This window comes from Streptomyces sp. NBC_01450 (assembly GCF_036227505.1).
Taxonomy (GTDB): domain Bacteria; phylum Actinomycetota; class Actinomycetes; order Streptomycetales; family Streptomycetaceae; genus Streptomyces.
The window spans coordinates 3,285,776-3,310,195 of the sequence record NZ_CP109480.1 but is presented as its reverse complement, the minus strand read 5'-3'; the positions used below and the strand labels follow the sequence as shown (position 1 = coordinate 3,310,195).

Annotated in this window: 7 protein-coding genes and 1 pseudogene; 6 read left to right on the top strand and 2 right to left on the bottom strand. The window is 66.8% G+C overall.

What is annotated here, in order from left to right; translation table 11 throughout:
* Nucleotides 1-600: 600 nt before the first annotated feature.
* A complete protein-coding gene (locus tag OG568_RS14745) occupies nt 601-6,777 on the bottom strand; it encodes a LamG-like jellyroll fold domain-containing protein (protein WP_329531885.1) in 6,177 nt (2,058 codons plus the stop codon).
* 412 nt (nt 6,778-7,189) lie between these two features.
* On the opposite strand from OG568_RS14745, the gene OG568_RS14740 reads away from it, so the two are divergent.
* On the top strand, nt 7,190-14,305 hold the full coding sequence (locus OG568_RS14740; RefSeq protein WP_329531884.1) for a polymorphic toxin-type HINT domain-containing protein: 7,116 nt from the start codon (nt 7,190-7,192) through the stop codon (nt 14,303-14,305).
* 180 nt (nt 14,306-14,485) lie between these two features.
* Nucleotides 14,486-14,923, top strand: a complete 438-nt coding sequence (locus tag OG568_RS14735; RefSeq protein ID WP_329531883.1) for a hypothetical protein — start codon at nt 14,486-14,488, stop codon at nt 14,921-14,923.
* Between the two features lie 153 nt (nt 14,924-15,076).
* Here the strand turns inward: OG568_RS14735 and OG568_RS14730 are convergent.
* A pseudogene (locus tag OG568_RS14730) lies at nt 15,077-16,097 on the bottom strand (site-specific integrase).
* Between the two features lie 1,250 nt (nt 16,098-17,347).
* Between OG568_RS14730 and OG568_RS14725 the strand changes: the two are divergent.
* From OG568_RS14725 to OG568_RS14710, 4 genes are all read left to right on the top strand, one after another.
* On the top strand, nt 17,348-19,192 hold the full coding sequence (locus OG568_RS14725) for a DUF262 domain-containing protein (protein WP_329531882.1): 1,845 nt from the start codon (nt 17,348-17,350) through the stop codon (nt 19,190-19,192).
* A complete protein-coding gene (locus OG568_RS14720; protein ID WP_329531881.1) occupies nt 19,111-19,944 on the top strand; it encodes an MGMT family protein in 834 nt (277 codons plus the stop codon). Before OG568_RS14725 ends, OG568_RS14720 begins: the two co-directional genes overlap by 82 nt.
* A gap of 161 nt (nt 19,945-20,105) precedes the next feature.
* Nucleotides 20,106-21,263, top strand: a complete 1,158-nt coding sequence (locus tag OG568_RS14715) for a serine/threonine-protein kinase (protein WP_329531880.1) — start codon at nt 20,106-20,108, stop codon at nt 21,261-21,263.
* Between the two features lie 136 nt (nt 21,264-21,399).
* Nucleotides 21,400-24,420 carry an SNF2-related protein gene (locus OG568_RS14710; RefSeq protein WP_329531879.1) on the top strand — a complete coding sequence of 1,007 codons (3,021 nt, stop codon included), beginning with the start codon at nt 21,400-21,402 and terminating at the stop codon, nt 24,418-24,420.

The following is a 24,420-nucleotide window of genomic DNA, read 5'->3' as shown; positions in this document are numbered from 1 at the left end:
CAGAGCAGGCATGCTTGTGACCGGCAGCCTCGACCTCCTTGTGATGCGCCGTTCCTCGTTCCGTGACGCTCATCTGACGCTCCGGGCGCCCGAGGGTCCGCTCAACATAGGCCAAAACCAGGTCTGACCTGCGGCGTCTCGCAGGTCTGCCTTCTGCGATGTGTTCCCTATGACGTCGCATGTGGAGTGCGTGGCGGTTCTGGAGCCTGTTGGAAAGGGCGTCTGACCTGCGGTTTGTCGCAGGCTGCGACTCGTTCGACCTGTTTCCCGGTGAGCATGATGTGGTCAGCGTCGGATATTTTTGAGAAGGCAGGCTGACCAGGTGTTTCACTCGGTTTGCGCGATGAACCCGGGTGCCGTGTCTCGGCTTTGTGAGGCGGTCGTGAGGCTCTTCTGACGCTCATCTGACGTTAGTACTGATGGCACGTCAGGTTGGTGGAGCAGTGTCCGGTGAGTTACGTCCGCGGATCCGACGGATCGTTTCATCGTTGGGTACCGAGGTGCCGTCAGAGCGGCGCTGCCATTTCGTCTCGGCCGAGGACACGAACGGGCCCCGCCGCTCCTGGCGGGAGCGGCGGGGCCCGGGTGGCAGTGGTGGGGTCAGTGCAGTGCGCCGACCTCGGTTGCTGAGAGCGTCCGTGGGTAGACGTGGACGTCGGCCACGGAGCCGGGGAAGGCCAGGTAGGGGCTGGTGGCTGCCGCGCTGTTGACGCAGCCGCCGATGGTCAGGGGCATGGAGGAGTCGTACTGAGGGCTGAGGTTGGTGGCGGTCCCCATCAGGGTCCCGTTTTGGTAGAGGGCCATGGAGCCGGTGCTGGACTTTCCGGCGATGGGGGCCCGGTAGGCGGCGACGAGGTGGGTCCAGGTGCCGATGGGGCCGGTGTTGGGATCTCCTTCTGCGGTGGGGAAGTCGGAGTTCTCGTCGTTGGTGGTGGTGGTCTGGAACATCCAGGCTTTACTGGGCTTGTCGTAGGAGAGGTAGAACGCCTGGTGTTGGGTGGTGCCCTGGCAGACGGCGGTGGTGCCGAGAGCTGAGTTGATCTTCACCCAGGCTGAGACGGTGTAGTCGCCGAGTGTGTTCACCGCGCTCTGCTTGCTCTTGAGGAAGCCGGTGTTTCCGTCGAAGGCGACGCTGCCGGCCATCCCGCTGGGTGCGTCGGTGCCGTAGGTGGCGCTGCCGGAAGCGGTGAACGGGTTGAGGGCGGCGGTGTCGGTCCCGCTGGTGGCGAGCTTCCATTCGTCCTCGGGCATCCCGTTGTCCCAGCCCATGGGAACGATCACGCTGTCTGCGCTGGCCTGGGCGGTCGGCATGGCGTAGGGGTAGGTGTGGACGTCTGCCACGGAGCCGGGGAAGGCGGCGTACGGCGTGGTCGCGTCGACGCTGTTGACGCAGCCGCCGATGGTCAGGGGCATGGAGGAGTCGTATTGCGGGGTGAGGTTGGTGGTGGTCCCCATCAGGCTGCCGTTCTGGTAGATCGACATCACGCCCGTGCTGGGGTCTCCGTCGACGGGGGCGGTGTAGGTGACCAGGAGATGGGCCCAGGTGCCGACGGCGGCGGTGTTGCTGTCTCCTTCTGCGGTGGGGAAGTCGGCGTCGGCGTCGTTGGTGGTGGTGGTCTGGAACATCCAGCCCTTGTTGCCGCTGTCGTAGCCGATGTAGAGGGCCTGGTGCTGGCTGGTGCCCTGGCAGATGGCGGTGGCGCCGACGTCCGAGTTGATCTTCACCCAGGCGGAGATGGTGTAGTCACTGGAGGTGTTGACGGCGGTGTGGTCGCTTTCCAGGAATCCGGTGCTGCCGTCGAAGGATGCCGTACCGGCGCCGGCGTTGACCGCGTCCGGGCCGTCGGAGCTGAAGCTCGCGCTGCCGACTGTGGTGAGCGGGTTGTCTGCGTTGGTGTCGTTGCCGTCGGTGGCCAGTTCCCAGTCGTCCTCGGGGGTGTCGCTGCCGGTGGCGAGCGGGACGATCAGGTTCGGCTTGATGTCGACCACGGTGTTGGTGTCGTTGAGGTACTGGCCGGCGAGGTCGGTGTAGTAGGCGTTGGAGGGGTTGCCGCCTGAGAGGTCGGCTGCTTTCACGGTCGAGGAGGTGGCGTTGCCGTCCGTGGAGACTGCAGTGGCGAAGTCGATGACCTGGCTGGGGAGGTTGTTGAGCAGGTAGTTGTTGACCAGCTGACGTGCGGATTCCTGGGTTGCCGTGCCTGGGTGGGCGGCGGTGAAGGGCGGGATGGTGGCGAGGTAGACGGTGATGTTGGAGTACTGGGTGACCCCGGTCTGGCTGTCGTCGGTGTTGTACGAGCCCAGCTGGCTGTTGAGGGAGGCCAGTCCGTTCTCCACGTTGGTGGCGCAGGTGTTGGCGTCGCTGGTGCAGTTGAGCAGGTCGGCGGCGCCGGTGGCGACGAGGACGGTGCGCACGTTGCCCTGGGTCAGCACGTTGCGGTCCAGGGGGTTGAGTGCGTTGGTCGGGGTGGTGTTGTTGGTGATCTGGGGCAGCAGGTTGTTGTTCAGGCTGGTGCTGTTGGTGCCTGCGTTGAGGATGCCGTAGTCCACGGAGTTGTCCCCGTTGGTGTCGCTGACCAGGGCGTTGGTGATGGCGTCGCTGAGGTGGTGCTGTCCGTCGCCGTTTGGGGAGTTCCCGTCGCCTTTTGCGGTATCACCGTTGACGCTCTGGTCGCCGTAGAGGACCAGCGAGCCGGTGGGGGCGGCGGTGGGGGTGGTGACGTCGATTCCGGCGAGGTAGGGCAGACCGGTGTAGGTGGTCTGCGTGTAGTTGGTGGCGGCGGTGTCACCGGTGCGGTTGGCGGCATCGCTGGCCCAGACGGGGGTCTGGGCCACGGCGTGGCCGGGCATCGCGGACATCGAGCCGGGCACATGCAGGCTGACCAGGACGGTCGCCTGCTGAGTGACGGCCAGGGTCACCGGGTTGCTCGTGACGTCGCCACCTGCCGGGATGGTGACGGAGTTGGAGGGGGAGGGGGAGGTGCCGAAGGTAAGCGGGGTCGGGGCTTTGTCCGCGGTGGCGCCGCCCGCGGTGGTGTCCTGCAGCGCGACGGAGGCCGCGTCGAAGGTCACCGGGGTGGTGCCCATGGCGTTGGACAGGTGGATGCGTACGCCGTTGCCGTCGTCGGTACCGACACTGACGTGCGCCGGGATACGGAGCGTCTGCCCCCCGTTGATGACGGCAGTACTGCCGCTGGACAGCTGCACCTTGGCGGTGTCCTGGACCGAGGACCAGGTGCCGACCCAGTGCTGGGCGTCTGTTCCGCTGCCGGTGATGGTCATCGGCCGCAGGCCGAGCCCGAGGACGTGCAGGGAGGGCTGGCCTCCCTGGACGCCGTTGGTGAACAGCGGTAGAGAGATGCTGCTGATGACCGAGCCGGGGCATTGCAGCGGGACGCTGATGGCATAGATCTTCGGGCCGGAGGTCGGGCTGGTCTGTGTGTTGTTGCTGTGGTTCTCGTGGACCAGGCTGATGGAGGCCGCGGAGGCCGGGCCGGAGAGCCAGTCGGGCACGGTGTCCAGCTGGTAGCTCTGATCGACTGGGTTGTTTAGGTCCACACAGTTGTTTTTGGCGTAGGTGATGGTGCCGGTAGCGCTTTTGGCGGCGCCGCCGGTGGCGAAGGCGAGGAAGACCAGGGCGTCGCCGGTGTTGACCACTCCGCTGCCCGGCAGGGTGATGGTCTGGCCGGAGGCCAGCATGTTGTCGTACGTGCCGGTGCCGAACTTTGGCAGTGTGACGGTGGCGCCGTCCACGGTGACCGTCTTGTTGCTCTGCCAGCCCGATGTGCTCGTCAGGTCGGCGGAGTTGATGCTGTTGCCGGAGCCGTCGGCGTCCGCTGTGCTGGTTGTGGTGGTGAAGGTGCTGGTGGCGGTGTTGTTGAGGCAGCTAGTCGTGTCGTTGATCGCGCAGGTCAGTGCCGGGCCGAGGCGTAGCACGTCGATGCCGGCCTGGTAGCCGGTCGAGCTGGGGTTCTTGCCGCTCAGGGTGAGCGTGAGGGTGTGTACGCCCTGTCTGAGGGTGAGTAGCTGGCCGCTGGTGTCCTTGGGGATGCCGAGGTTGAGGAACTGGGTGGTGGTGTAGGAGTTGTAGGCGTCGAAGCCGCTGATCAGGGTGGACTGGGTGCTTTGGCCCGCGTCCAGGACCAGGTGGTAGATGCCGTAGTCCTTGGCCTTGGTGAGGTTGGCGCCGAAGCTCCAGGGGCCGTCCTTGGGGATGTCGAAGCTGAAGGTTGCGCTGTCACCGCTGACGGCCTTCGAGGTGGTGCTTTTGTTGGCGAGCATGGCCTGGTAGCCGTCGGCGAAGTCGTAGCCGCTGCCGGCGGCCTGGCTGATCAGCTGGCCGCCGGTGCTGGTGGTCGTGGCCTTGGGCACGACGGTGGTGGTGCCGTCGGCGTTGGTCGCGGTCCAGCCGCTGATCATCTTGTCGCCGTAGGCGTACGTCGGGGTGCTGGTCCCGGCGTAGAAGACGTAGGCCGTCTGGGAGATGGACGTCGAGCCGGCCTGGTCCACCGCCTTCGCGTACAGGGTGTGGGATCCCGTCACGCCGGGGGCGAAGGCGGGGGAGGCACTGCCGTTGATGACCGAGGTCCCGGTGCCGGGACCGTTGTCGGACGTGGCGTAGTAGATGTTGGCCTTTGTGATTTTCGTGCTTGCTGTCAAGTGGATGACGCCGCTGCTGGTGTACGCCGTGCCGGCGAGTGTGGAGTCCAGGGAGAACAGGTAGCCGGTGATGTTGTTGGTGTGGTTGTTGCCCAGGACGAAGGTGCCCTGGTCGCCGAAAGCGGCGCCGATCTGCTTGGCGGGGAACTGACTGGAGGTCACCGTGGGGGCGGGCGGGGCGCTGGTGTCCACGGTGAAGGTCTGGGTCTTGGTCCAGATGCCGGAGCCGGGGCCGACCCAGTACCCGGCGGCGTTCTGCGCGGTGGCCTTCCAGGTGTAGGTGCCGTCCGGCAGTTTCGGGGTGGTCCAGTCGCTGCCGTTGGTGTTGTACCGTGCGCGCTTTTTGGAGTCGAGGTTGGGGCCGAAGCCCTGGCCCACGAGGGTGCCTGAGGAGTTGTAGACGCTGTAGTCGATGCGCACCAGCTCGCTGCCGCCGGCCAGGTCGGGGTCGACCGCGCGGGCGGACAGCGTCGGGGTGTTGGTGGTGGTCATCGTCTTGCCCGAGCTGACGATGGACGGCTTGATGGCGGGGGTACCGGTGCCGTTCTTGAGCTTGGGCCGGTAGCTGTAGGTGACCGACAGGGTGGCGCCGCCACCGTAGGCGAGCTGCTTCCACTGGGAGGCGTCGTTCATGTCGGGCGACTGCACCATCAGCGTCATGCTGCTCCAGCTGCCGCCCGCCGCGCTCTGGGCCCGGGAGGTGACATCGAACTCCAGCGACGGTGGGCTGACCCAGGAGTTGGAACCATCCGTGACCGGGCAGGTGCCGGCCTCATGGCTCTTCGGGTTGGTGCCGAGTGCGCCGGTGCGCCCCCCGGGCTCATGCCCCCAGTACAGCGAGGACGAGCTCCATCCGGCAGGGCGGTCGGTGCCGTAGACGGCGGCCGGGGTGTCGGAGCAGGAGGCGGCGGAGAGCTGCTTCACGTACAGCGAGGCGTGGCTGACCACGGCGCCTTTGATGCCGCTGGTGTTGATCTGGTAGTAAGTGCGGGCGCGTTCACCGTTGCCGGGGGCGGTGTTGTCCCATCCCTCCCGGGCGTTGGTCGCTCCGCTGGTGGAGGTCGAGTTGTAGACGTTCCACCCGTTGTCGGAGATCCGGGCCCAGTCCAGCTGGGAGGGCCTGCCGCTCCATTCCGGGTCCACGTAGACCGGGTAGGTGGTGGTCTTGGCGGTGAGCAGGGACTTGTCCAGGCCGAGCAGCTGCTTGCCGTGCTTGAGGGTCACATGGACCCGGGCACGGTGCTTGCCGACCTTGGCCGCCGCGGTGTGTTCGGCCCGCGCGGCCGAGACGGTCGCGGTGCGGGCGCGGGCCGTGCCCCCCGTCTTCTGGCCGGCGCTGTCCCACATCAGCGCGGTGTCGCTGTGGAACACCGTCTTGCCGGTGCGCTTGTCGGTGGCCTGCGCACCGCCGTTCGAGGTGGCGGCCAGCTTGAGGTTGGCCGCGGTGGTGTTCCACCCGAGGCTTTGCAGCCGCGGATCGGCTGCGGCCTTGGGGGTCTTGACCACCAGGATCGAGGAGTAGCCGGAGGCGTCCGCGGTCAGCTGGAGGTCGACCCCGGGCAGCACCTCCGGATAGGTGGCGGTGTCTTTGGAGATCACCGGTTTGGGAAGTGCGCCCGGCCAGGAGAAGCCCAGCTTGTCAGCCCCGTCGCGCATCGTGACGAGCGTGCTGGAGCCGCCGCCGGAGAAGGCCACGTGCGTGACGGCGGCTTTGGGTGTCCAGGTCCCGTCAGTCTGCCGCACCAGGGTGGTGTCGATCGGGACCCATTTCCCTTGCTGCTGCACACGCTGCGGCATCGAGGTATCGGTCCGGGTGAAGGTGCCGTCCGGGTTGGCCACCACCTGGGTCCCGGTGCCGGTGAGCTGGTCGATGATCACCGGCTGGCCGGTCGCCTTCGCCTGCGCGGACGCCGACTCCGTGGGGTTGAGGCGCCTGGCGGCGGATTTGGGGCGGTCACTCGGAGAGGTGGCCTGGTGTGAGGGGGCCGGCGCGTCGGATACGGCGTGGGCTGGTGCCGTGGCGGCCAGTGATCCGGCAGCCAGGGCGGCGACGACGGCGGTGGCGATCGGTCTCGACGTGGGGCGTCTGGACGCGCGCACGGTTTTGCGAGAAGCGGACATCGAGGTTGGGGTCCTTCGCAGGTTCATGCGGTTCCCCCCGTGGGCTCCGCGCCGCTGTGCATTCTGTGGGGCTGGTGTGTGCGGGGTCCATCGTCAAGGGATCACCAAGTGCCCGTCTGTAGTTCGTTTTTGACGCATTAGCATCAACTTGCGTTCTAGTTTGGGTGATTCTTTTGTTCTTCCTGTGGAGATACTTTGCGTATTGGATCGACCTCAGGCCGTAGCGTGATCGTCCGCGGGGGGCTTGACCGATGTGTGCCTCCGTTTTGACGTGCACTCAAATCGTCCAGGTTGAGGGGAACTTGGGCGGTTCGGGGCTGGGGAGGGGACGCACAGCATGGCGCGGATTTCGGAGTGGAGACGCGGTCGGGCGGTCTGGGCTGCCCGGAGGGTTCGTCGCACGGCTGTGGTGATGGCCGGTGCGTTGGTGGTGGGCCTGCTGCCCGCCGGTGTGGCCGCGGCGGCCTCTCCGGCCAAGCCGCACCTGGCGGCTTCCGCCGCTCCACACGACAAGCTGATCCCCTTCACTCGCGCCACCCCCAAGCGAGGGCCCTCTCCCAAACCGTTCAAGCACTTCGATCCCAGCGGGCACACGAAGCTCCCTGCGCCGGGCAGCGCCGTGGTGACCCTGCCCGACGCGGCTGCCTCCGCGAACCTGAGCGCCAAGGCGACTCAGGTACGGGCCGGAAGCATGCCCGTCCTGCTCGGTACTGGTGCGGGTTCGCAGTCCCCGTCAGCCGCCGTCACCCGGTCGCAGCGAGTGCGGGTGACGATGCTGGACCAGAAAGCCGCGCGCTCCGCCGGTGTCCACGGTGTGCTGTTCACGCTGCAGCGCACCAGCCCGGGGAGCGGGAAGGTCGCGCTGCGGGTGGATGACTCGTCCTTCAGCTACGCCTTCGGCGGCGACTTCGCCTCGCGTCTCCACCTGGTCGAGCTGCCCGCCTGCGCGCTGACCACGCCGAAACTGGCGAAGTGCCAGGCGCAGACTCCTGTGCACGCGGCCCCCGGTGCGCCGCTGTCCGCCCAGGTCTCGGTGCCGGGCTCCCCCACTGCCTCCGGCACGGTGCTCTCTCCTCGCTCGGCAATGGCTGCGTCCAGTGCGATGGTTGTCATGGCGGCGACCGCAGGCACTTCCGGTTCATCCGGTGACTACTCGGCGACCAGTCTGTCTCCGGGCGGCTCCTGGTCGACCTCGGGGAACACCGGCGCGTTCACCTACAGCTACCCGATCGCGGTGCCGCCGGCGGTCGGCGGAGCGGCACCTCAGGTGGGCCTGTCGTACAGCTCCGCCAGCCAGGACGCACGCACCGAGGGGACGAACAACCAGTCCTCGTGGCTGGGTGACGGCTGGAGCTCGTCGGAGAACTACGTCGAGCGCACCTACAAGTCGTGCAGCGACGACTCCTCGTCCGGTGCGCCGAAGAACGACGGCGACGAGTGCTGGGCGGGCCAGATCCTGACCCTGTCGCTGAACGGCACGTCCACCGACATCGTCTATGACGACGGGACCAAGACCTTCCGTCCCGCCGACGACAACTCCACCACCAAGATTGAGGACCTGAGCAACGGCACGAACGGCACCAAGAACGGGGAGTACTTCAAGGTCACCGAGGGCGGGGTGCAGTACTTCTTCGGCCTCAACCGCCTGCCGGGCTGGTCCAGCGGCAAGGACGAGACGAAGTCCGTGTGGACGGTGCCGGTGTACCACGCGCACAGCGGCGTGTCCGACTGCCCGGACAGCACCGACTTCGCCGCCACTTCCTGCGTGCTGGGCTACCGCTTCAACCTGGACTACGCGGTGGACCTGCACGGCAACGCCACCGCCTGGTACTACACGCCGGAGACCGGCTACTACGGCGCGGACCTGAAGGACACCGCGGTGTCCTACACCCGGGGCGGCGCCCTGTCCCGCATCGACTACGGCATGACCTCCTCGAGCATCTACTCCGGTACGGCGCCGGAGCAGATCGTGTTCGACGCCTCCGCCGAACGCTGCATTGCTGGCACTCCCTCCGGCAACACCTGCGCGGACAGCCAGTTCACAGCCGCGAACGCCGCGTACTGGCCGGATGTGCCGGTCGACCTCAACTGCACCTCGGGCTCGTCGAGCTGCACCAACCACGGTCCGAGCTTCTGGTCGCGCAAGCGCCTGACGTCGATCACCACCCAGATCCAGACGGGAGGGGCGACCAAGCAGGTCGACAAGTACAGCTTCACTCAGTCCTTCCCCGACGGCGGCGACCACGCCCCCACACTGTGGCTGGACTCCATCCAGCGCACCGGTCTGGACACCCTGGGCGGTGCATCGGGCAGTACCTCCACGCCGGCAGTGAACTTCGACCCGCCGCTGCAGCTGCCCAACCGGGTCGGAACCATCCCGCAGATGCCGCTGATGTACCACGACCGCATCCAGACGGTCACCAGCGAGACCGGCTCCCAGACCACCGTCACCTACGACCGGCCCAACTGTTCCAGCGCCCCGGCCAGTGACCCCAACGACCCGACGGACGCAGCCGCTCGGACCTTCGCGTCGACCAACACGCTGTCGTGCTTCCCGGTGTACTGGACGCCTTACGGGCAGCCGGCGCCGATGATGGACTGGTTCTACAAGTACAAGGTCACCGCGGTCGTCACCGAAGATAAGCACAACTCCTACCAGGACGGCACCGAGCCGAAGCTGGAGACGGACTACGCGTACAAGGGCGGCCCTGGCTGGCACTACGACGACAACGAGGTCGTCAAGGCCAAGTACCGCACCTGGGGACAGTTCCGGGGCTACCCGGAGGTAGACGTCACCACCGGTGACCCCACTGTGTTCCACAAAACGGACGGCGCCCAGGTCTACGACCAGAAGACCCTGAGTAAGACCTACTACTTCCTCGGCATGAACGGCGACATCCTGCCCGGCGGGAAGATCCGCTCGGTGCCGGCGCTGACCAGCCAGGACGGCGTGACCTCCGTCGCCGACGACAAGGCGCTGGCTGGGCAGGTCTTCGAGACCGACACCTACATCAGCGCCACCGGCAGCCTGAACACAGCCACCGTCACCGTTCCCACGATCATCGGGCCCACGGCCTTTCGGTCCCGCAGCGGCCTGCCGGACCTCACGGCACGAATGGTCCGCACCGCCAAGAGCCTCAGCCGGCAGGCGGTCTCCACTGGCTGGCGCAAGACCGAGACCGACACCTTCTACAACACCACCCAGGGTAAGCCGACCACCGGCATGCCCGTGCAGATCGACGACCGCGGCGAGACCACGGACAGCGACAACGTCGCCAAGTGCGCCTACACCCGCTACCTCACCGGCAGCGTGGACACCCTGGTTGTGCCGGCCGAGATCATCACCACCAGCCAGGACTGTTCCGCTGCCGGAGCGACTCCCGGCGGCACGCTGATCTCCGACGTCCGCACGTCCTACGACAGCAACGCCTTCGCCTACGACGGGGACGGCCAGCAGAACCCAGTGCTTCCCACGACAGGTGACGTCACCCTGGTCCAGAAGGCGTCCGCTGCCACCGGCGCCACAGCGACCGCGTTCGTCGACGAGGCGGCGAACACCTACGACGGCTACGGCCGCAGCACACTGACCACACGCACACCCCACTCCACCGCCCCCAACGGCACCAGCCTGTCGCAGAGCACCGCCACCGGCTACACGCCGGCCACGGGAGAACTCCCGACCACCGTCGTCACCGCCACCCAGGTCACCCCCGGAGCCACCTGCACCACCAGCACGACCAGCTCCAAGGACTGCCACGTCGCCAGCAGCACCATGGACCCGGCCCGCGCCGTGCCCACCGCCACCACCGACGCGGCGAGCCGGCTCACCTCACTCACCTATGACGCGCTCGGCCGCCGCGCGGGGGTATGGCTGCCCAACGAGAGCAAGGTCAACGGCGCGCCGGCGAACACGACCTACACCTACAACCTGTCCCAGACGGGCCCCTCGATCGTCGCCACCAACTCTCTCCTGGACAACGGCAGCTACGCGACCAGCGAAACGCTGTACGACGCCATGCTGCGCCCCCTGCAGACGCAGGCGACCGGGGAGAACTCGACCACCACGGTCAGCGACATCCAGTACGACTCGCACGGCTGGACCGTTGTCACCAACAACGCCTACAACGTCGCGGGCAACCCCAGCAGCAGCCTGGACACCATCTCCCAGGTGACCATCCCCGACGCCACCGTCACCGACCACGACGGACTCGGCCGCGCCGGCCTGGTCACCGAGCAGCACAACGGTTCCAAGACCTGGACCACGACCACCGCCTACAGCGGAGACAAAACCACCGTCCTGCCCCCCAAGGGCGGCGTCGCCACCACCACGGTCGTCAACGCACGCGGGCAGAGCACCGAACTCGACCAGTACACGGCCGCCCCCACCCTCTCCGGCACCGCGGCTACCGGGTTCACCGCCACCGGCGGTACCCCCTCACCCACCACCTACACATACACCGCCGCAGGCCAGCAGCACCAGGTCACCGGCCCTGACCACGTCGTGTGGACGTCCGACTACGATCTGCTCGGGCGTAAGACGTCCCAGAACGACCCGGACGCGGGCAGCAGCGGCTACGGGTACGACGACGCCGGCAACCTCGTGTCCACCACCGACGCCAAGCAGGTCGAACTCGACTACACCTACGACCTTCTGGGCCGCAAACTCACCGGCAGCGACAAGGCGAAGTCCAACTTCCAGTTCGCCTCCTGGCTGTACGACACGAAGCGCATCGGCTACCTGACCTCCTCGACCCGCTACGTCCAGGGCACCACCGGCGGCTATACCGTCGCCGCCACCGGCTACACCGTCCTCGGCAAGCCGACCGGCACGCAGATCACCCTCCCAGCCTCCGAGACGCCGCTGCCGTCGACCTACACGACGAACTACACCTACACCATCAACGACCAGCTGCTCGCCACGCAGACAGACCCAAGTACCAAGGGGCTCAACAGCGAGCTCATCACCTATGGCCACGACGTGCTGGGCAACCCGACCACCACGGGCAGCAGCGCCTTCGTCTATGTCAGCTCGACTGTCTACACGCCCTTCGGCGCGCCCTCCCTGGTCACCCAGGGCGCCTCGACCAACCCGGCCACGACCACCTACGACTACGACGCCCAGACCCTCCGGCTGACCGACCGTGTGATCAAACGGACCCAGGCTCCCGGCCCGGTAGTCGATGACACCAAATACGCCTACGACGCCTCCGGTAATCCGACCTCCATCACCGACCTGCAGTCGGAGACCGGTAACGCCGTCACCGACCAGCAGTGCTACAGCTACGACGCCCTGGACCGGCTCGCGGATGCCTGGACCGGCAATAACTGCACTGTCAACCCGCCCACCGCCGGCACCCTCACCACAACGCCCGGCTCCTACTGGCAGTCGTTCAGCTACGACGCCATCGGCGACCGCCAGCAGAGCGTCGACCACGCCATCGGCAGCTCCGGCACCAACGTCACCACCGGCTACACCAACGGGTGCACCGCCAACTGCAACTCCACCGGTGCCCAGCCCCACACCCTCACCGCCACCACCGGCGGCACCAACCCCACAGCCTTCGGCTACGACGAAGACGGCAACCTGCACACCCGCACCCCCACCACCGGACCCGGCCAGAGTCTGACCTGGGACGACGAAGGCCACCTCGCCCAGGTGGACACCAGCGGCTCCACCCCCACGACCACCAAGTACCTGTACGACGCCGACGGCAACCAGCTCATCCGTCGCGACCCCGGCCAGACCACCCTCTTCGCAGGCGACACCGAGATCGTCGTCAACACCAGCGTCACCCCCAACGTCCTCCTCGGCGCAGTCCGCACCTACACCCACGGCGGCGCCGGGACCCCCGTGGCCGTCCGCTCCAGCCTCGCGAACGGTGGAGTGAAGTACCTCTTCAACGACCCGCATGGCACCGCGACCCTCTCGATGGACACCACCACCCAGCAGGTCGCCCGCCAGCAGTACACCCCCTACGGCCAGCCACGAGCCAGCGCCAACACCACCACCTGGCCTGACCCCACACACTCCTACCTCGGCAAACCCCAGGACACCACCACCGGCTACACCGACGTCGGCGCCCGCAAGTACGACCCCTCCCTGGGCCGCTTCATCAGCCCCGACCCCGTCTTCGACGCCACCAGCCCCCAGCAACTCGGCGGCTACACCTACGCCGGCGACAATCCCATGGCCAACAGCGACCCCACCGGCCTGTGGCTCGACGACGGAACCGGCCACAACGAGCCCCGCAGCGACGGTCCCTCCGGACCGGCCAGCCCCACCCCTGGGATCCCGGCAGGCGGAACAGGCGCAGGCGGCTGTTACCACACGTGCGGTGGCGTTGTCGGCAGCAGCGGTGGCGGCGGCATTGTGGGCGGCGGCGGTGGCGGCTGCCACTACGCCCTGCTCAACCCGTGCGGTGGCAGCGGACACGCGACCACGGTCCCCATGCAGTCCCACGGCAACCTCAGTACGACGACGATCGTCCTGGGTGAACTCGCCGGCGTAACCAACGGTCTTGACAAGATAAGTGACTTGACGAATCCGTTCTGCTGGTTCGACTCGGGTTCCTGCAGCTCTGACCCCGCAACGGTTGATAATTGGGCGAAGGATGCGGGAGCGGATACTGAAGCGAATGCCTACAAGAAGGCAGCAGCTAACGGCTTCACAGCGCCGTTCCTGGCTTTGGGTGGAAAATTCTTCGAGGATGATCCCGAAATCCTCGGGGATCCATGCAGTTTCACGCCCTCGACGCCGGTTCTGATGGCCCACAGCAAGACCAAGGCCATTGCCGAGATCAAGGTCGGTGACCAGGTCGAGGCCGCCGACCCCAAGACAGGAAAACACCGGGGTCCACGCGCTGTCCTGGCGCGCCTCGTCCACCACGACAACGACCTGATCGACCTGTCGATAGAAACCGCACCACACCACTCCGCCATCGTCCACACCACCTCCCGCCACCCGTTCTGGGACGACACGGATCACACCTGGGTACCGGCCGGCCGCCTCAAGCCAGGCCACGTCCTGGAAACCGCAACTAACCGGCACGCCCGCATCCTCGCCATCCGGGTCCGCCCAGGGGCAGCGGACATGTACAACCTCACCATCCAACAGCTCCACACGTACTATGTACTGGCAGGAAATAGGCCAGTATTGGTGCACAATGCCGGTGGTGGGACCTGCACGCGTAATCTCCAATCTGGGAATAATGCCGCAGCCGCAGCCGGTACTGCAGTCCACAATGGACCCGAGTGGGGCGAGCATCTTGCTTCTCTCGGATACTCGCGTGGCCATCAGATCTCGCCCGGAAATATTCCAGACGGATTCACCGCAGATGGTTTCCCAGTCGAGCTGAAGCCGAACACTCGGAGCGGCATCAAGGCTGGAACTCGGCAGCTCCGCCGCTACATGAATGAAATGGGCGTGGACTACGGTGAGCTGTGGACGTATCGCGACACGCCGGACGGTGTAGTCTTCGATCTGGTTGCGACACCCAAGGTCGCGTCTCGCCGGTGGAATAGGTGGTGATGTCGGATGGCCAAGCCCATAGCTGCCCCAGCCGTACTACGCACAGCCGTCGACCTAGGACTCATCCCCTCGGATGCATCCATAACGCGGAAGGGTGAAGCGCGCTGGGAGAGCCGGGAGCTGGCGCATCTTGGGTGGGTTTCCAAGACCCCAGAGGGCGCTCTGACCTGGCATCTGAACGTGGGTGACGCGAAGTTCGGTCCGCCACTGGCGACGTATGGAAGTTTGTCGGTACCAATCCGTAGTTCTCAGGATTCAACGGCTTGGCCGACCGCACTTGATGATTCGCTGACCAGTTTTCTTCAGGATGGGCTTGGTGAGGCGGCAGAATTTGTCGCTGATAGAGGCGACCTGTGCTCCATCCTGTCTTCACCCGAGACCGTGGTCCGAGGGAATCTCCACGCTTGGCTCCCGGTGGCAAACTATCCAGCGAGACTAGTTCAGGCTCTCATTTTGGCACGTGATTTGGGTTTGGATGAGATGCAGGTTCAGATCGAGAGGAAATTGGCTCAAGAGCCGATCCGCCTGTCAAATGGAAGGCTGCTTGAGATCTTGTCGTCCGCTAAAGGGTGGGCGGCCAAATATTCCGCCGCTTTGGGATTCACTGTCGATCTCTGACTCGATTCTCGGAAATGGTTTGATATCCGCTTGAAGCCTCACATGAGAAATTAAGCGTGAGGCCCCGGGGTACTTCCGCGAGCGCGAAGAGGACTTGGCGATCTTCAGCATGAGGCTCTCGATCGCCGGGATACCTCCGCATACACGGCAACATCAGAGGACGAGGTCGGCGCAGGGCGGCGGTTCATCGACGCCGCCGTTGGCCGTCCTCTCGGCGTTCGTCGGGCCGTTCAGCGCGGTGCTCAGGGTGTCGATGGCTTGGCGCTGGAGGCGGAGATGGACGTGTTCGCGTACACCATCGCGGTCACCTCGATGGGCGCGTGGCCCAGGAGCTCCTTGATGACGCAGAGTTCGACGCCTTGCTCCAGGAGCAGGGTCGCGGTCGAGTGACGGAGGTCGTGGAAGCGTATCCGCTGTAGGAGGGCGTCGCGGATCAAGGCTTTGAAGTGGCGGGTGAGGGGCGGGTTCGATCGGGTGCCCGCCGGGTCGCGTGAAGACGTGCCCGCTGCCCGCATCCTCCTTCTCCTGTGCCTGATGCTCGCGGTGCGCACGAAGCGAGGCGACGCAGAAGACCGGCAGCGCGATGCGCCGCTCGGAGCTGATGGTTTTGGCCGGCGAGGTGGTCAGACCGCCGGTACGGGAGCGCTAGAGGGCGCGGCGGATGGTGGCGGTACTGGCGTCGAGGTCTTCCCAGCGCAAACCGAGGAGTTTGCCCTTGCGTAGACCGGTGCGCAGGGCGGGTTCGAACAGCGAGGGGTGCCGGTGGCCCTGGACGGCGGTGAGGAAGCGTCGGGCTTCGTCGTCGGTGCGGACGCCTATGGCGGCGAGCTTGGAGAGCTTCTTTTGGCCGAGGCCGGGGGATGAGGAGCTGGTGGACGACTGCGGTGTAGTGGGTGTGGGTGGTCTCTCGGAGCTGGTGGACGGCGACGTTCTCCAGCCAGTACGTCAGGTACGCGGCGCGGCTGTCCTGGGCGGTGATAATCGGGAGGCCGTGGTTCCTGGCGGCGATCTTCTCGGTCAGCTTGGCCAGCGCCTCCTTGCGCGAGCTGCAGTAGACGCGGACGTGTTTGCGGGTGTCGCCGGGGGCGAAGACGTATTCGGCGGCTTCCCAGTGGCTGTCCTTGTGCTGCTAGAGGGTGCCGTTGGCGCGGGTACGGCGGGAATCTATCGGGATCCGTGCGCGTCTGACGCACGGCTGTGGCGGTGACGCACGTATGACGCACGAGGCTCTTTGAGGGGTCTGGATTTCGCCTCGAAACCTCCTCTGACCTGCACGTTTTCTGGAAGGGGTCAAACTGCACACCTTCCCGATGACGCATCATGTGGAGTGCGTGGCGATTCTGGAGCCTGCGTCAAAGGGCTCCTGACCTGCGCTTTCTTGGTCCGATTGGTCTCCTCGACGTGTTTCCGTACATTCAACGGGCGAAGGTTGGGCGATGGCTTCGTTGGCTCTCGAAAGCGGTTGGCCTGCGGTTTCCGGACGGTGCGACGGCCGCTCCGGTAGCAGCTCAGTAAATCGCTGAAAATTCTGACGCACAGATGACGCATGTTCTGAAGCGCCGTCAGATTTTTCCGGCCGACTGAATCCACAGGTTGTTGGAGACCTGCGAGGCCGCCTACGTCCCGGCACTATGAAACACAGGCTGCCGTGTGGGTGCCGCGTTGAGTTTGGGGAGCGAGGATCTTCAAAGGGGCTGTGCAGTGGACAGGGCGTCGCGAGGGTTGAAGGGCGGTCTATGAAGCGAGCCCTGCTGTGCTGCTCGTGGCAGGCGGACGGCAGTGGGGCATCTCCGGCACTATTCAGCCAAGTGCTTCGGCCCGTGCCCAGGAGCGTTCCCGCCACGACAAAATGGCTGCTGATGATTGTCACCGGAGCCTATCTGGCTGGTGGACCAAAGCCCTTTCACCTACCTCGCCGTGCGGAACGCGATGCTCTCCCAGGACAGCGAAGCCGCCGAGGAGGCCCTCGCCGCTCTCCGCGAGGCGCTGGTCGGTGCGGTGCCCTCCGGGCCCTCGCTCTGCACGACATCGTCACGCAAGTGCGGGCCTTCCTCTCCCTCACAGCCGACGAGCAGCCCGGCAAGGCATATCTCGAGCTCGACGCGCTCGCGAGCCGGTTCGCCGTTGCGCCGCGTCGTTGTAGCCCTTGGCGCTACACCGCCGCCGACTACCGAACTGCTTTGTGCAGGCTAGCTATCGGCTCGCCCCTCACCCAAGATGCCGGCCGACGACCGGTGGGACCGCGACCCGGCGGGCGCGTTGGAGAACTCCGGTGCGGTGGGTGGAGGGGGAAGCGGTCATGGGCGACTGCTGTCCGACTTCGGACGAGGATCGGTCATTGGCCAGAAATAGGTCGTCCTGCTGTCACCAGTCGTATCCGGTCCGTGCCGGACCGACTACCGTCCTCGTCCTAGGAGAACTTCCGTGCAGGCCAAAGAGACCGTCTTCGCCGACTTGATGCAGGGCCGGACTCAGCAGTTCCAGGTACCGCTCTACCAGCGCACGTACTCCTGGTCGGAGAAGCAGCTGGCTCAACTGTGGAACGACATCCTCGAACAGACCGAACTCCTGGATTCCGGTGCGTCGGAGAGCACACACTTCCTCGGCTCCGTCGTGCTCGCCCCGTCCCCGCAGAACGAGGCGACGTTCCCCCGCTGGCTCGTCGTCGACGGGCAGCAGCGGTTGACCACACTGTCCCTTGCGCTGGTGGCGATTCGTGACCACATCACCGGAGGGAAGCCCGACGAGGCCGAGCGCATCGACGAGGAATACCTCATCAACAAGCGCAAGCACGGCGACGAGTACTTCCGGCTGTTGCCTACGCAGGCGGACCGGCCGCAGTTCGCCGCCCACATCCGCAGTCTTCCCGCGGAGCAGACCGCGGGGGACAGAGTCGCTTCTGCCTACCGGTTCTTCCGCCGCAAACTGGTCGAGGCCGACGACGCGGCGAGCACCAAGGGCATCCTGCGCATCGAGCAGGCGATCACGTCGCGCCTCACGCTGGTCGTGGTGAGTGCCGAGCGCGGTGACAACGTGCATCGCATCTTCGAGTCACTCAACAACACAGGACTGAAACTCAGCCAGGCGGATCTGCTGCGCAACTACTTGTTCATGCGTCTGCCGACCCGCGGTGAGCGGGTGTACGAGACGTACTGGCTGCCTTTGCAGGCCAGCCTCACCAACGACGAGCTCGAACAGCTGATGTGGCTGCAGTTGGTGCTCGACGGAGACGACCGGGTCCGACGACAGGACCTGTACGCCGCCCAGCAGAAGCACTTCGAGAACGGGGAGACGGGAGAGGCGCGGACCGAGGCGGACATCGAGGACTACATCAAGGAGCTGCACCGTCGCAGCGCGCACTTCAGGAAGATGATCCACCCGGCGGAGGAGAGCGCTCCGACGGTCCGCGGTCACCTGCGCAGGCTGCACGACTGGCAGGCCGTCGTGACCTACCCCGCGCTGATGCTGCTGCTTGACCGGCGGGCACGCGGCGAGCTGGACGACGACGAGACCGCGCGCGCCCTGTCGTACGTCGAGAGCTTCCTGGTACGCAGGACGGTCTGCCGAGTGGCCACGAACAACCTGAACCGGATCTTTCAGGCTGTTCCCGCTCAACTCCCGCGCGATGTGCCGGTGGCCGACGGCCTGCGTCAGCTGCTCTCCGCCGACAACCGCCAGTGGCCGGACGACGAGGAGCTGCGCGAGAAGATCCGGTCCGCGCCCTTCTACCAGTATGGCCGGCCGAACCAGCGCAAGCTGGTCCTCCAGCGGCTGGAGGAAAGCTATGAGCATCCCGAGCCGGTGGACTTCGACGCGGCGCAGCTCACCATCGAACACGTGATGCCGCAGTCGCCAGGCGACGAGTGGATGCAGATGCTGAAGACCGGCACGGCCGAGGGCGAGAGCCCGGAGGACCTGCACTCCCGCTTGCAGCACACCCTCGGCAACCTGACGCTGACCGGCGTGAACGCGGAACTCTCGAACCATCCCTTCGAGCGTAAACAGGGGTTGCTGCACGGTAGCCACCTGGAGATGAACCGGCGTATCGCCGCCACCGAGCGCTGGGCTGCGCGGAGATCCTGGCCCGCGCCGACGATCTCGCCGACCGGGCGATTCGGCTGTGGCCCGCGCCGCTGCGCGGCGTGGGGCGGGCAGAGCGCAGCCGCGACTGGAGCCTCGCCCACCAGGTGCTCGCCGCGCTTCCGCATGGCACCTGGACGTCGTACGGAGATCTGGCAGCGTATGTCGGGTCCGGTGCCCAGGCCGTAGGCAATCACCTCGCCAAGACCGACGGAGTGGTCAACGCGTACCGGGTGCTCAACGCCGACGGCAAGGTGGCCGACGGATTCCAGTGGACCGGGCAGGATCGCGGTGACGTACGCGTCCGGCTGCGTGCCGACGGCGTCCACTTCACGGCCCTGGGCGCCGCCGATCCGGTCCAGCGCCTCACCAGCGGCGACCTTGCTCTGCTCGTCGTCGACGCCGAAGACGCCGAACAGGCGGACGGGGATGCCGGCGTGGGGGAGGCCGCACGGGAGAGCGCGGAGCAGCTGGGCGTGGAGACGCGTGCTGCGAGGTTCCTCCGTCAGCTCGCGGCGGACGACACCCCCACGACCGTGGCAGCCGTGCGCGAGCTGATCGCTGGTTGGGAGGGGCTCGGGGGCTGGACAGGTCATGGTGCCGGCGAGGCCATGACCAGCGCGTTCCTGATGCTCGGGAGTGCGGGCGGTCCTGGCCGGGGCATCTGGCCCATGGTCCTTTACCCGGGCAGTGGGCGAGGGGGCACCGCTGAGATCGTCTTCCAGCATCTGGCGAAGCGCGAGCCTTTCACGGAGCGCCGGCTCCGTGCCGAACTGTTGGACAGGCTGAACCAGCTGGAAGGTGTCTCCCTGCCGCAGGGAAAGCTGGAGCTGCGCCCCGGTTTCCGGCTCTCCGTGCTGGAGGACGAGCAGAACCGGGAGCTCCTCCTGAAGACGCTGGGCTGGTTCAAGGACTGCTGGGAGGACAGTGGAGCGGCCTGACACGAGGGGCCGTCGATACACTCCGGATGCGCTCTCCGGTCGGCCAGGAATCCCTCAGGACACCAGGTCGGATGCGCAGGCGACCGACAACATCATCACCGAACAGGGAAGGTCCGCAAACAGTGGAGCCATTGAGGGATGACGATCCGCGGACCATTGGCGTGTACACGCTCGTGTGCCGGCTCGGTGCCGGAGGCATGGGGCAGGTCTACCTCGGAGAGTCACCGGCCGGCCAGCTGGTCGCGGTGAAGGTCATCAAGCCGTCCGTGCTCGACGAGGACAGCAGGGCTCGCTTCCTGCTCGAAGTTGACAGTCTCAAGACGGTGTACGGCCCGTTCATCGCATCCTTCGTCGCCGCCGACGCTCAAGCGGAACGCCCCTGGCTGGCCGTCGAGTTCGTCCCCGGATTCGACCTCCTGGCACACGTTGCCGAGCAGGGGCCGCTGCCGCTCGTGGAGACGGCCAGCCTCGGGGCGCTGCTCGCGGAAGGGCTCGGGACCGTGCACGAGGCGGGGCTGCTGCACCGTGACCTCAAGCCGCAGAACATCCTGCTCGCTCAGTCCGGCCCCAAGGTGATCGACTTCGGCCTCGCGGTGCTGGCCGAGCGGCGCTCGACGCTCACTGCGACCGGTGTGGTGGTGGGTTCCGTACTCTGTATGCCGCCGGAGCAGACGCAGGGCGGGCAGCACCTCGACCGGGCCGCGGACGTCTACGCCCTGGGCGCGGTTCTCCTGTACGCGGCCACCGGCCACTACCCCTACAGCGGTACCAGCTGGCAGGCGATCGCCCGCCAGATCGAGGATCCGGCCGTTCCGCCGGACCTGAGCGGGTTGCCTCCCCAGATGGAACCGCTGATCTCCTTGATGCTTGCCCTTGACCCCGCCGACCGGCCGACGCTGCCCCAGGTCACCGCCCAGCTTGTGCAGGTCATCGCGGGCCAGGGACTGACCGCCTTGCGGGCCAAGCGCCGACTCACGGCGCTGACCCCCGAGGCGGTCCTGCCCGAGATGCCACTGCCACCCGAGCCTCCGGAGGTTCCGGAGAGCCGGCCCGGTTACACCCCGACCGTGGTGGACGTCGCCGTACGCGAGGACGATGACGTCCCGTCGCCGCAGGAGAACGCGTCACGCGACGAGGGTGTGGACGAGGACGGAGCTTCGGGCGGCGATACGCCCACCGACGATGTCGGCCCCTCCGCCGCGTCCACTCCGGAAAGGCCCGAAGGGAGCCGTCCCCCCAGGCCGGGTGTCCGGCTCTCCGCGCCGCTGCGGATCGCCGAAAAGCTGCGGGCCGCCTACGCGAGCGACGCCCGCTTCTGAGGAGTGCTCGCCGCTGCCTCGCGGCGAAAGCCCCGTTTCGCCGGGATTCCCGCATGACCCATGTACGCCTCGTGAAAGACTCGGGGGCGTACTGAGCAGACCGTATTTCCCGGCACGGACAACGGAGTGACCACGGGTGACAGAGCAGGGGCAGAATCGGTTTCCACCCGGGGCCCAGATCCTCGTTCGGGACGAGGAGTGGCTGGTCAGGATCGCGCGCCGGACCGACCACGACGGTGACCGCATCGAGGCCATCGGTGTTTCGGAGTTCGTCCGGGACGAGGAGGCCGTGTTCTTCACCGGCATCGACACGGTCGAGCTGCTGGAACCGGAGAAGACGCGTCTGGTCCCCGACACGTCCTCCTACTTCCGCCGCGGACGGCTCTTCCTCGAGGCGGTCCTGCGCAAGACGCCGCTGCCGCAGACCGAGCGTGGGCTCGCTCTGGCCGACCGCTTCCTCCTCGACCCGCTGCCCTACCAGCAGCGTCCCGCGGAGCTCGCCCTGTCGATGCGCAACCTCCGCCCCCGCATCTTGATCGCCGACGTCGTCGGCCTCGGCAAGACCCTCGAAATAGGTCTCACCCTCGCCGAGTTGATCCGCCGGGGCCGCGGCGAGCGCATTCTCGTGGTGACCCCGCAGAGTGTTCTGGAACAGTTCCAGCACGAACTGTGGACGCGGTTCTCGATCCCACTGGTGCGGCTCGACTCGCTGGGCATCCAGCGCATTCAGCGCGAGATTCCCGCGGGCCGCAATCCGTTCACCCACTACAAGCGTGTCATCATCTCCGTCGACACGCTCAAGAACATCGGCCAGTACCGGCACCACCTGGAGCGTATCCAGTGGGACGCGGTCGTCATCGACGAGTCCCACAACCTCATCAACCAGGGCAGTCAGCGTCGAGCCCTGGCCGAGACGCTCACCCCGCGCACCGACGCCCTGCTCCTGGCCAGCGCCACCCCGCACAACGGCGACAAGCGCTCCTTCGCCGACCTGGTGTCCCTGCTCGACCCCGCCGCCATCGTGGACCGCGATCACTACGACCCGGCGGAGGACCTCGGACACCTCTTCATCCGGCGCACGAAGATCAGTCCCGAGGTCCGCAACGGCATCGGCAAGGAGTGGGCGGACCGGGGCCCCACCCGCTCGCTGCGCTGCGCGGCCAACGAGACCGAGGAGCGGATCTTCGCGGAGCTCGCCGAGCACTGGCTGCCCACGCCGTCCACCAGTACCGAGTTCGGTACGGCGGACCAGGAGCGGACCTCGGTGAGCACCGATCCGCTCTTCGCGTACAACGTCCTCAAGACGTTCCTCTCCTCCCACAAGGCTCTGGGAGAGCTGGTCGACCGGCGTGTCAAGGCGCTCGGCAAGCGGGTGGCGGACGCATTGGCCGAAGGCAGGCGGCCGGACCCCGCGATCGACGGCGAGCAGGGTGCCCTGACCCGGCTGCGTACGCTCGTCGACTCGATGGGTGACGGCAGCGCGCTGGGGGACTCGACGAAACTGGACACCCTCGTCGAGCAGCTGGAACAGATCGGAGTACGGCCGGGCAGCGACACCCGCGCGGTGATCTTCTCCGAGCGGGTCGAAACCCTCACATGGCTGGCCGCGAAGGTCCCCGAGCGTCTCGGATTCACACCCGGCAAGGACGGCGGCCACGCGGCCGTGCGGGTCATGCACGGTGGCGTCGTCGAGGAACAACAGCGCGTTATCCGTGAGGAGTTCAGCCTCGCCGGTTCGCCGGTTCGGCTGCTGTTCGCCGGTGACGTCGCCTCCGAGGGTGTCAACCTGCACCGCCAGTGCCACCATCTGATCCACTACGACATCCCGTGGTCGCTGATCCGCATCGAGCAGCGCAACGGACGCATCGACCGCTACGGGCAGCGCCACGAGCCGGAGTTTCGGGCACTGATCCTCACTTCGGGACAGCCGGGCGCCAAGGACGACAGGACCGTCGCCGAGAAGCTCCTCGTCCGCGAGGAGGAGGCCCACAAGCTGAGCGGCACGGCGGAGGCGGAGACCGGCTACTACCGCGCCGACGAGGAAGAACGCCGTCTCATCAGGGAGTTGATGGCAGGCGGCACGGTCGAGGAGTTCCTCGCGTCCGCGCCGGCCGCGGACGACACCGACCTGGCCGGGCTGTTCGGTCAGGTGGACACCATCACCGAGGAGGAGCTGCCGGACCGCGCCGAGGTCCCCTCGCTGTTCGACGGTGACACGGCGGCCTTCGTCGCCACGGCGTTCGAGGAGCTGTACGAGGACCACGCCGAGGACGTCATCGGCCTGTCCCGCAGCAAGGACGCCAAAAAACAGCGCCCGTACTTCTCTCTCTCCCCGGTCAAGGCGCCCGACCTGCTGCGCCGCCTGAAGGCCCTGCCCCCCTCCTACCTGAAGGAGCAGGGCGTGGCCGAACGGATGATCCTCTCCTTCGACCGGGGCCTCGCCCAGGACAAGCTGACCGAGGCCCGCGAGGCGACGGACACCATCTGGCCCACGGTCTCCTATCTGAGCGACATCCATCCGGTGGTGGAGTGGCTCACGGACAAGGTGCTGGTGCAGTTCGGGCGCCAGGAGGCGCCGGTGATCACCTCCCCGCACGTGGAGCACCCCACCTTCCTCATCCAGGGCATCTACTCCAACGCGCTGGGCCGCCCCACGGTCGTACGGTGGATGGCCGTCAGCGCCGACCCCGATGCCCCGGTGGGCGAGATGACCGACGCCCTGCGCGCGGCGAAGGTCCGTCCCGACCTCGCTCGCACCGGCGGCCCGCGCGATCTCGCGCACCTGCAGTCGCTGGTGCCCGCCGCGGTGGCGCGAGCTCGCGAGCACCTGGAGCAGTACAAGGAGGAGTGGGCGCGGCAGATCAGCGTCCCGCTCGCCGAGTACCGCAAGCGTCTGACCGACTGGCGCCAGGAGTCCCTGGACTCACTGCCCGGTGAGAGCACCCGGCGCAAGCGGCAGGTCGAGAAGACCGCGGGCGACCAGGCAGATCTGCTCGACCAGCTGCACACCACCGGACTTCCGCTGCTGCGCGTCCTCGCGGTCCTGGACCGGCCCGCCCCGGAAAGCGCGCCGTACGAGACCTCGGAAGAGGCCTCCGACCACGGGACCCCCGACCACGGAACCCCCGACCACGCCTTCGACCCGGCGGAGAACTGA

What these genes read in the sequence shown, in the direction of transcription:
- OG568_RS14745 (WP_329531885.1), bottom strand. Translation starts at nt 6,777, where the DNA reads ATGTCCGCTTCTCGCAAAACCGTGCGCGCGTCCAGACGCCCCACGTCG.
- OG568_RS14740 (WP_329531884.1), top strand. Translation starts at nt 7,190, where the DNA reads ATGGCCGGTGCGTTGGTGGTGGGCCTGCTGCCCGCCGGTGTGGCCGCG.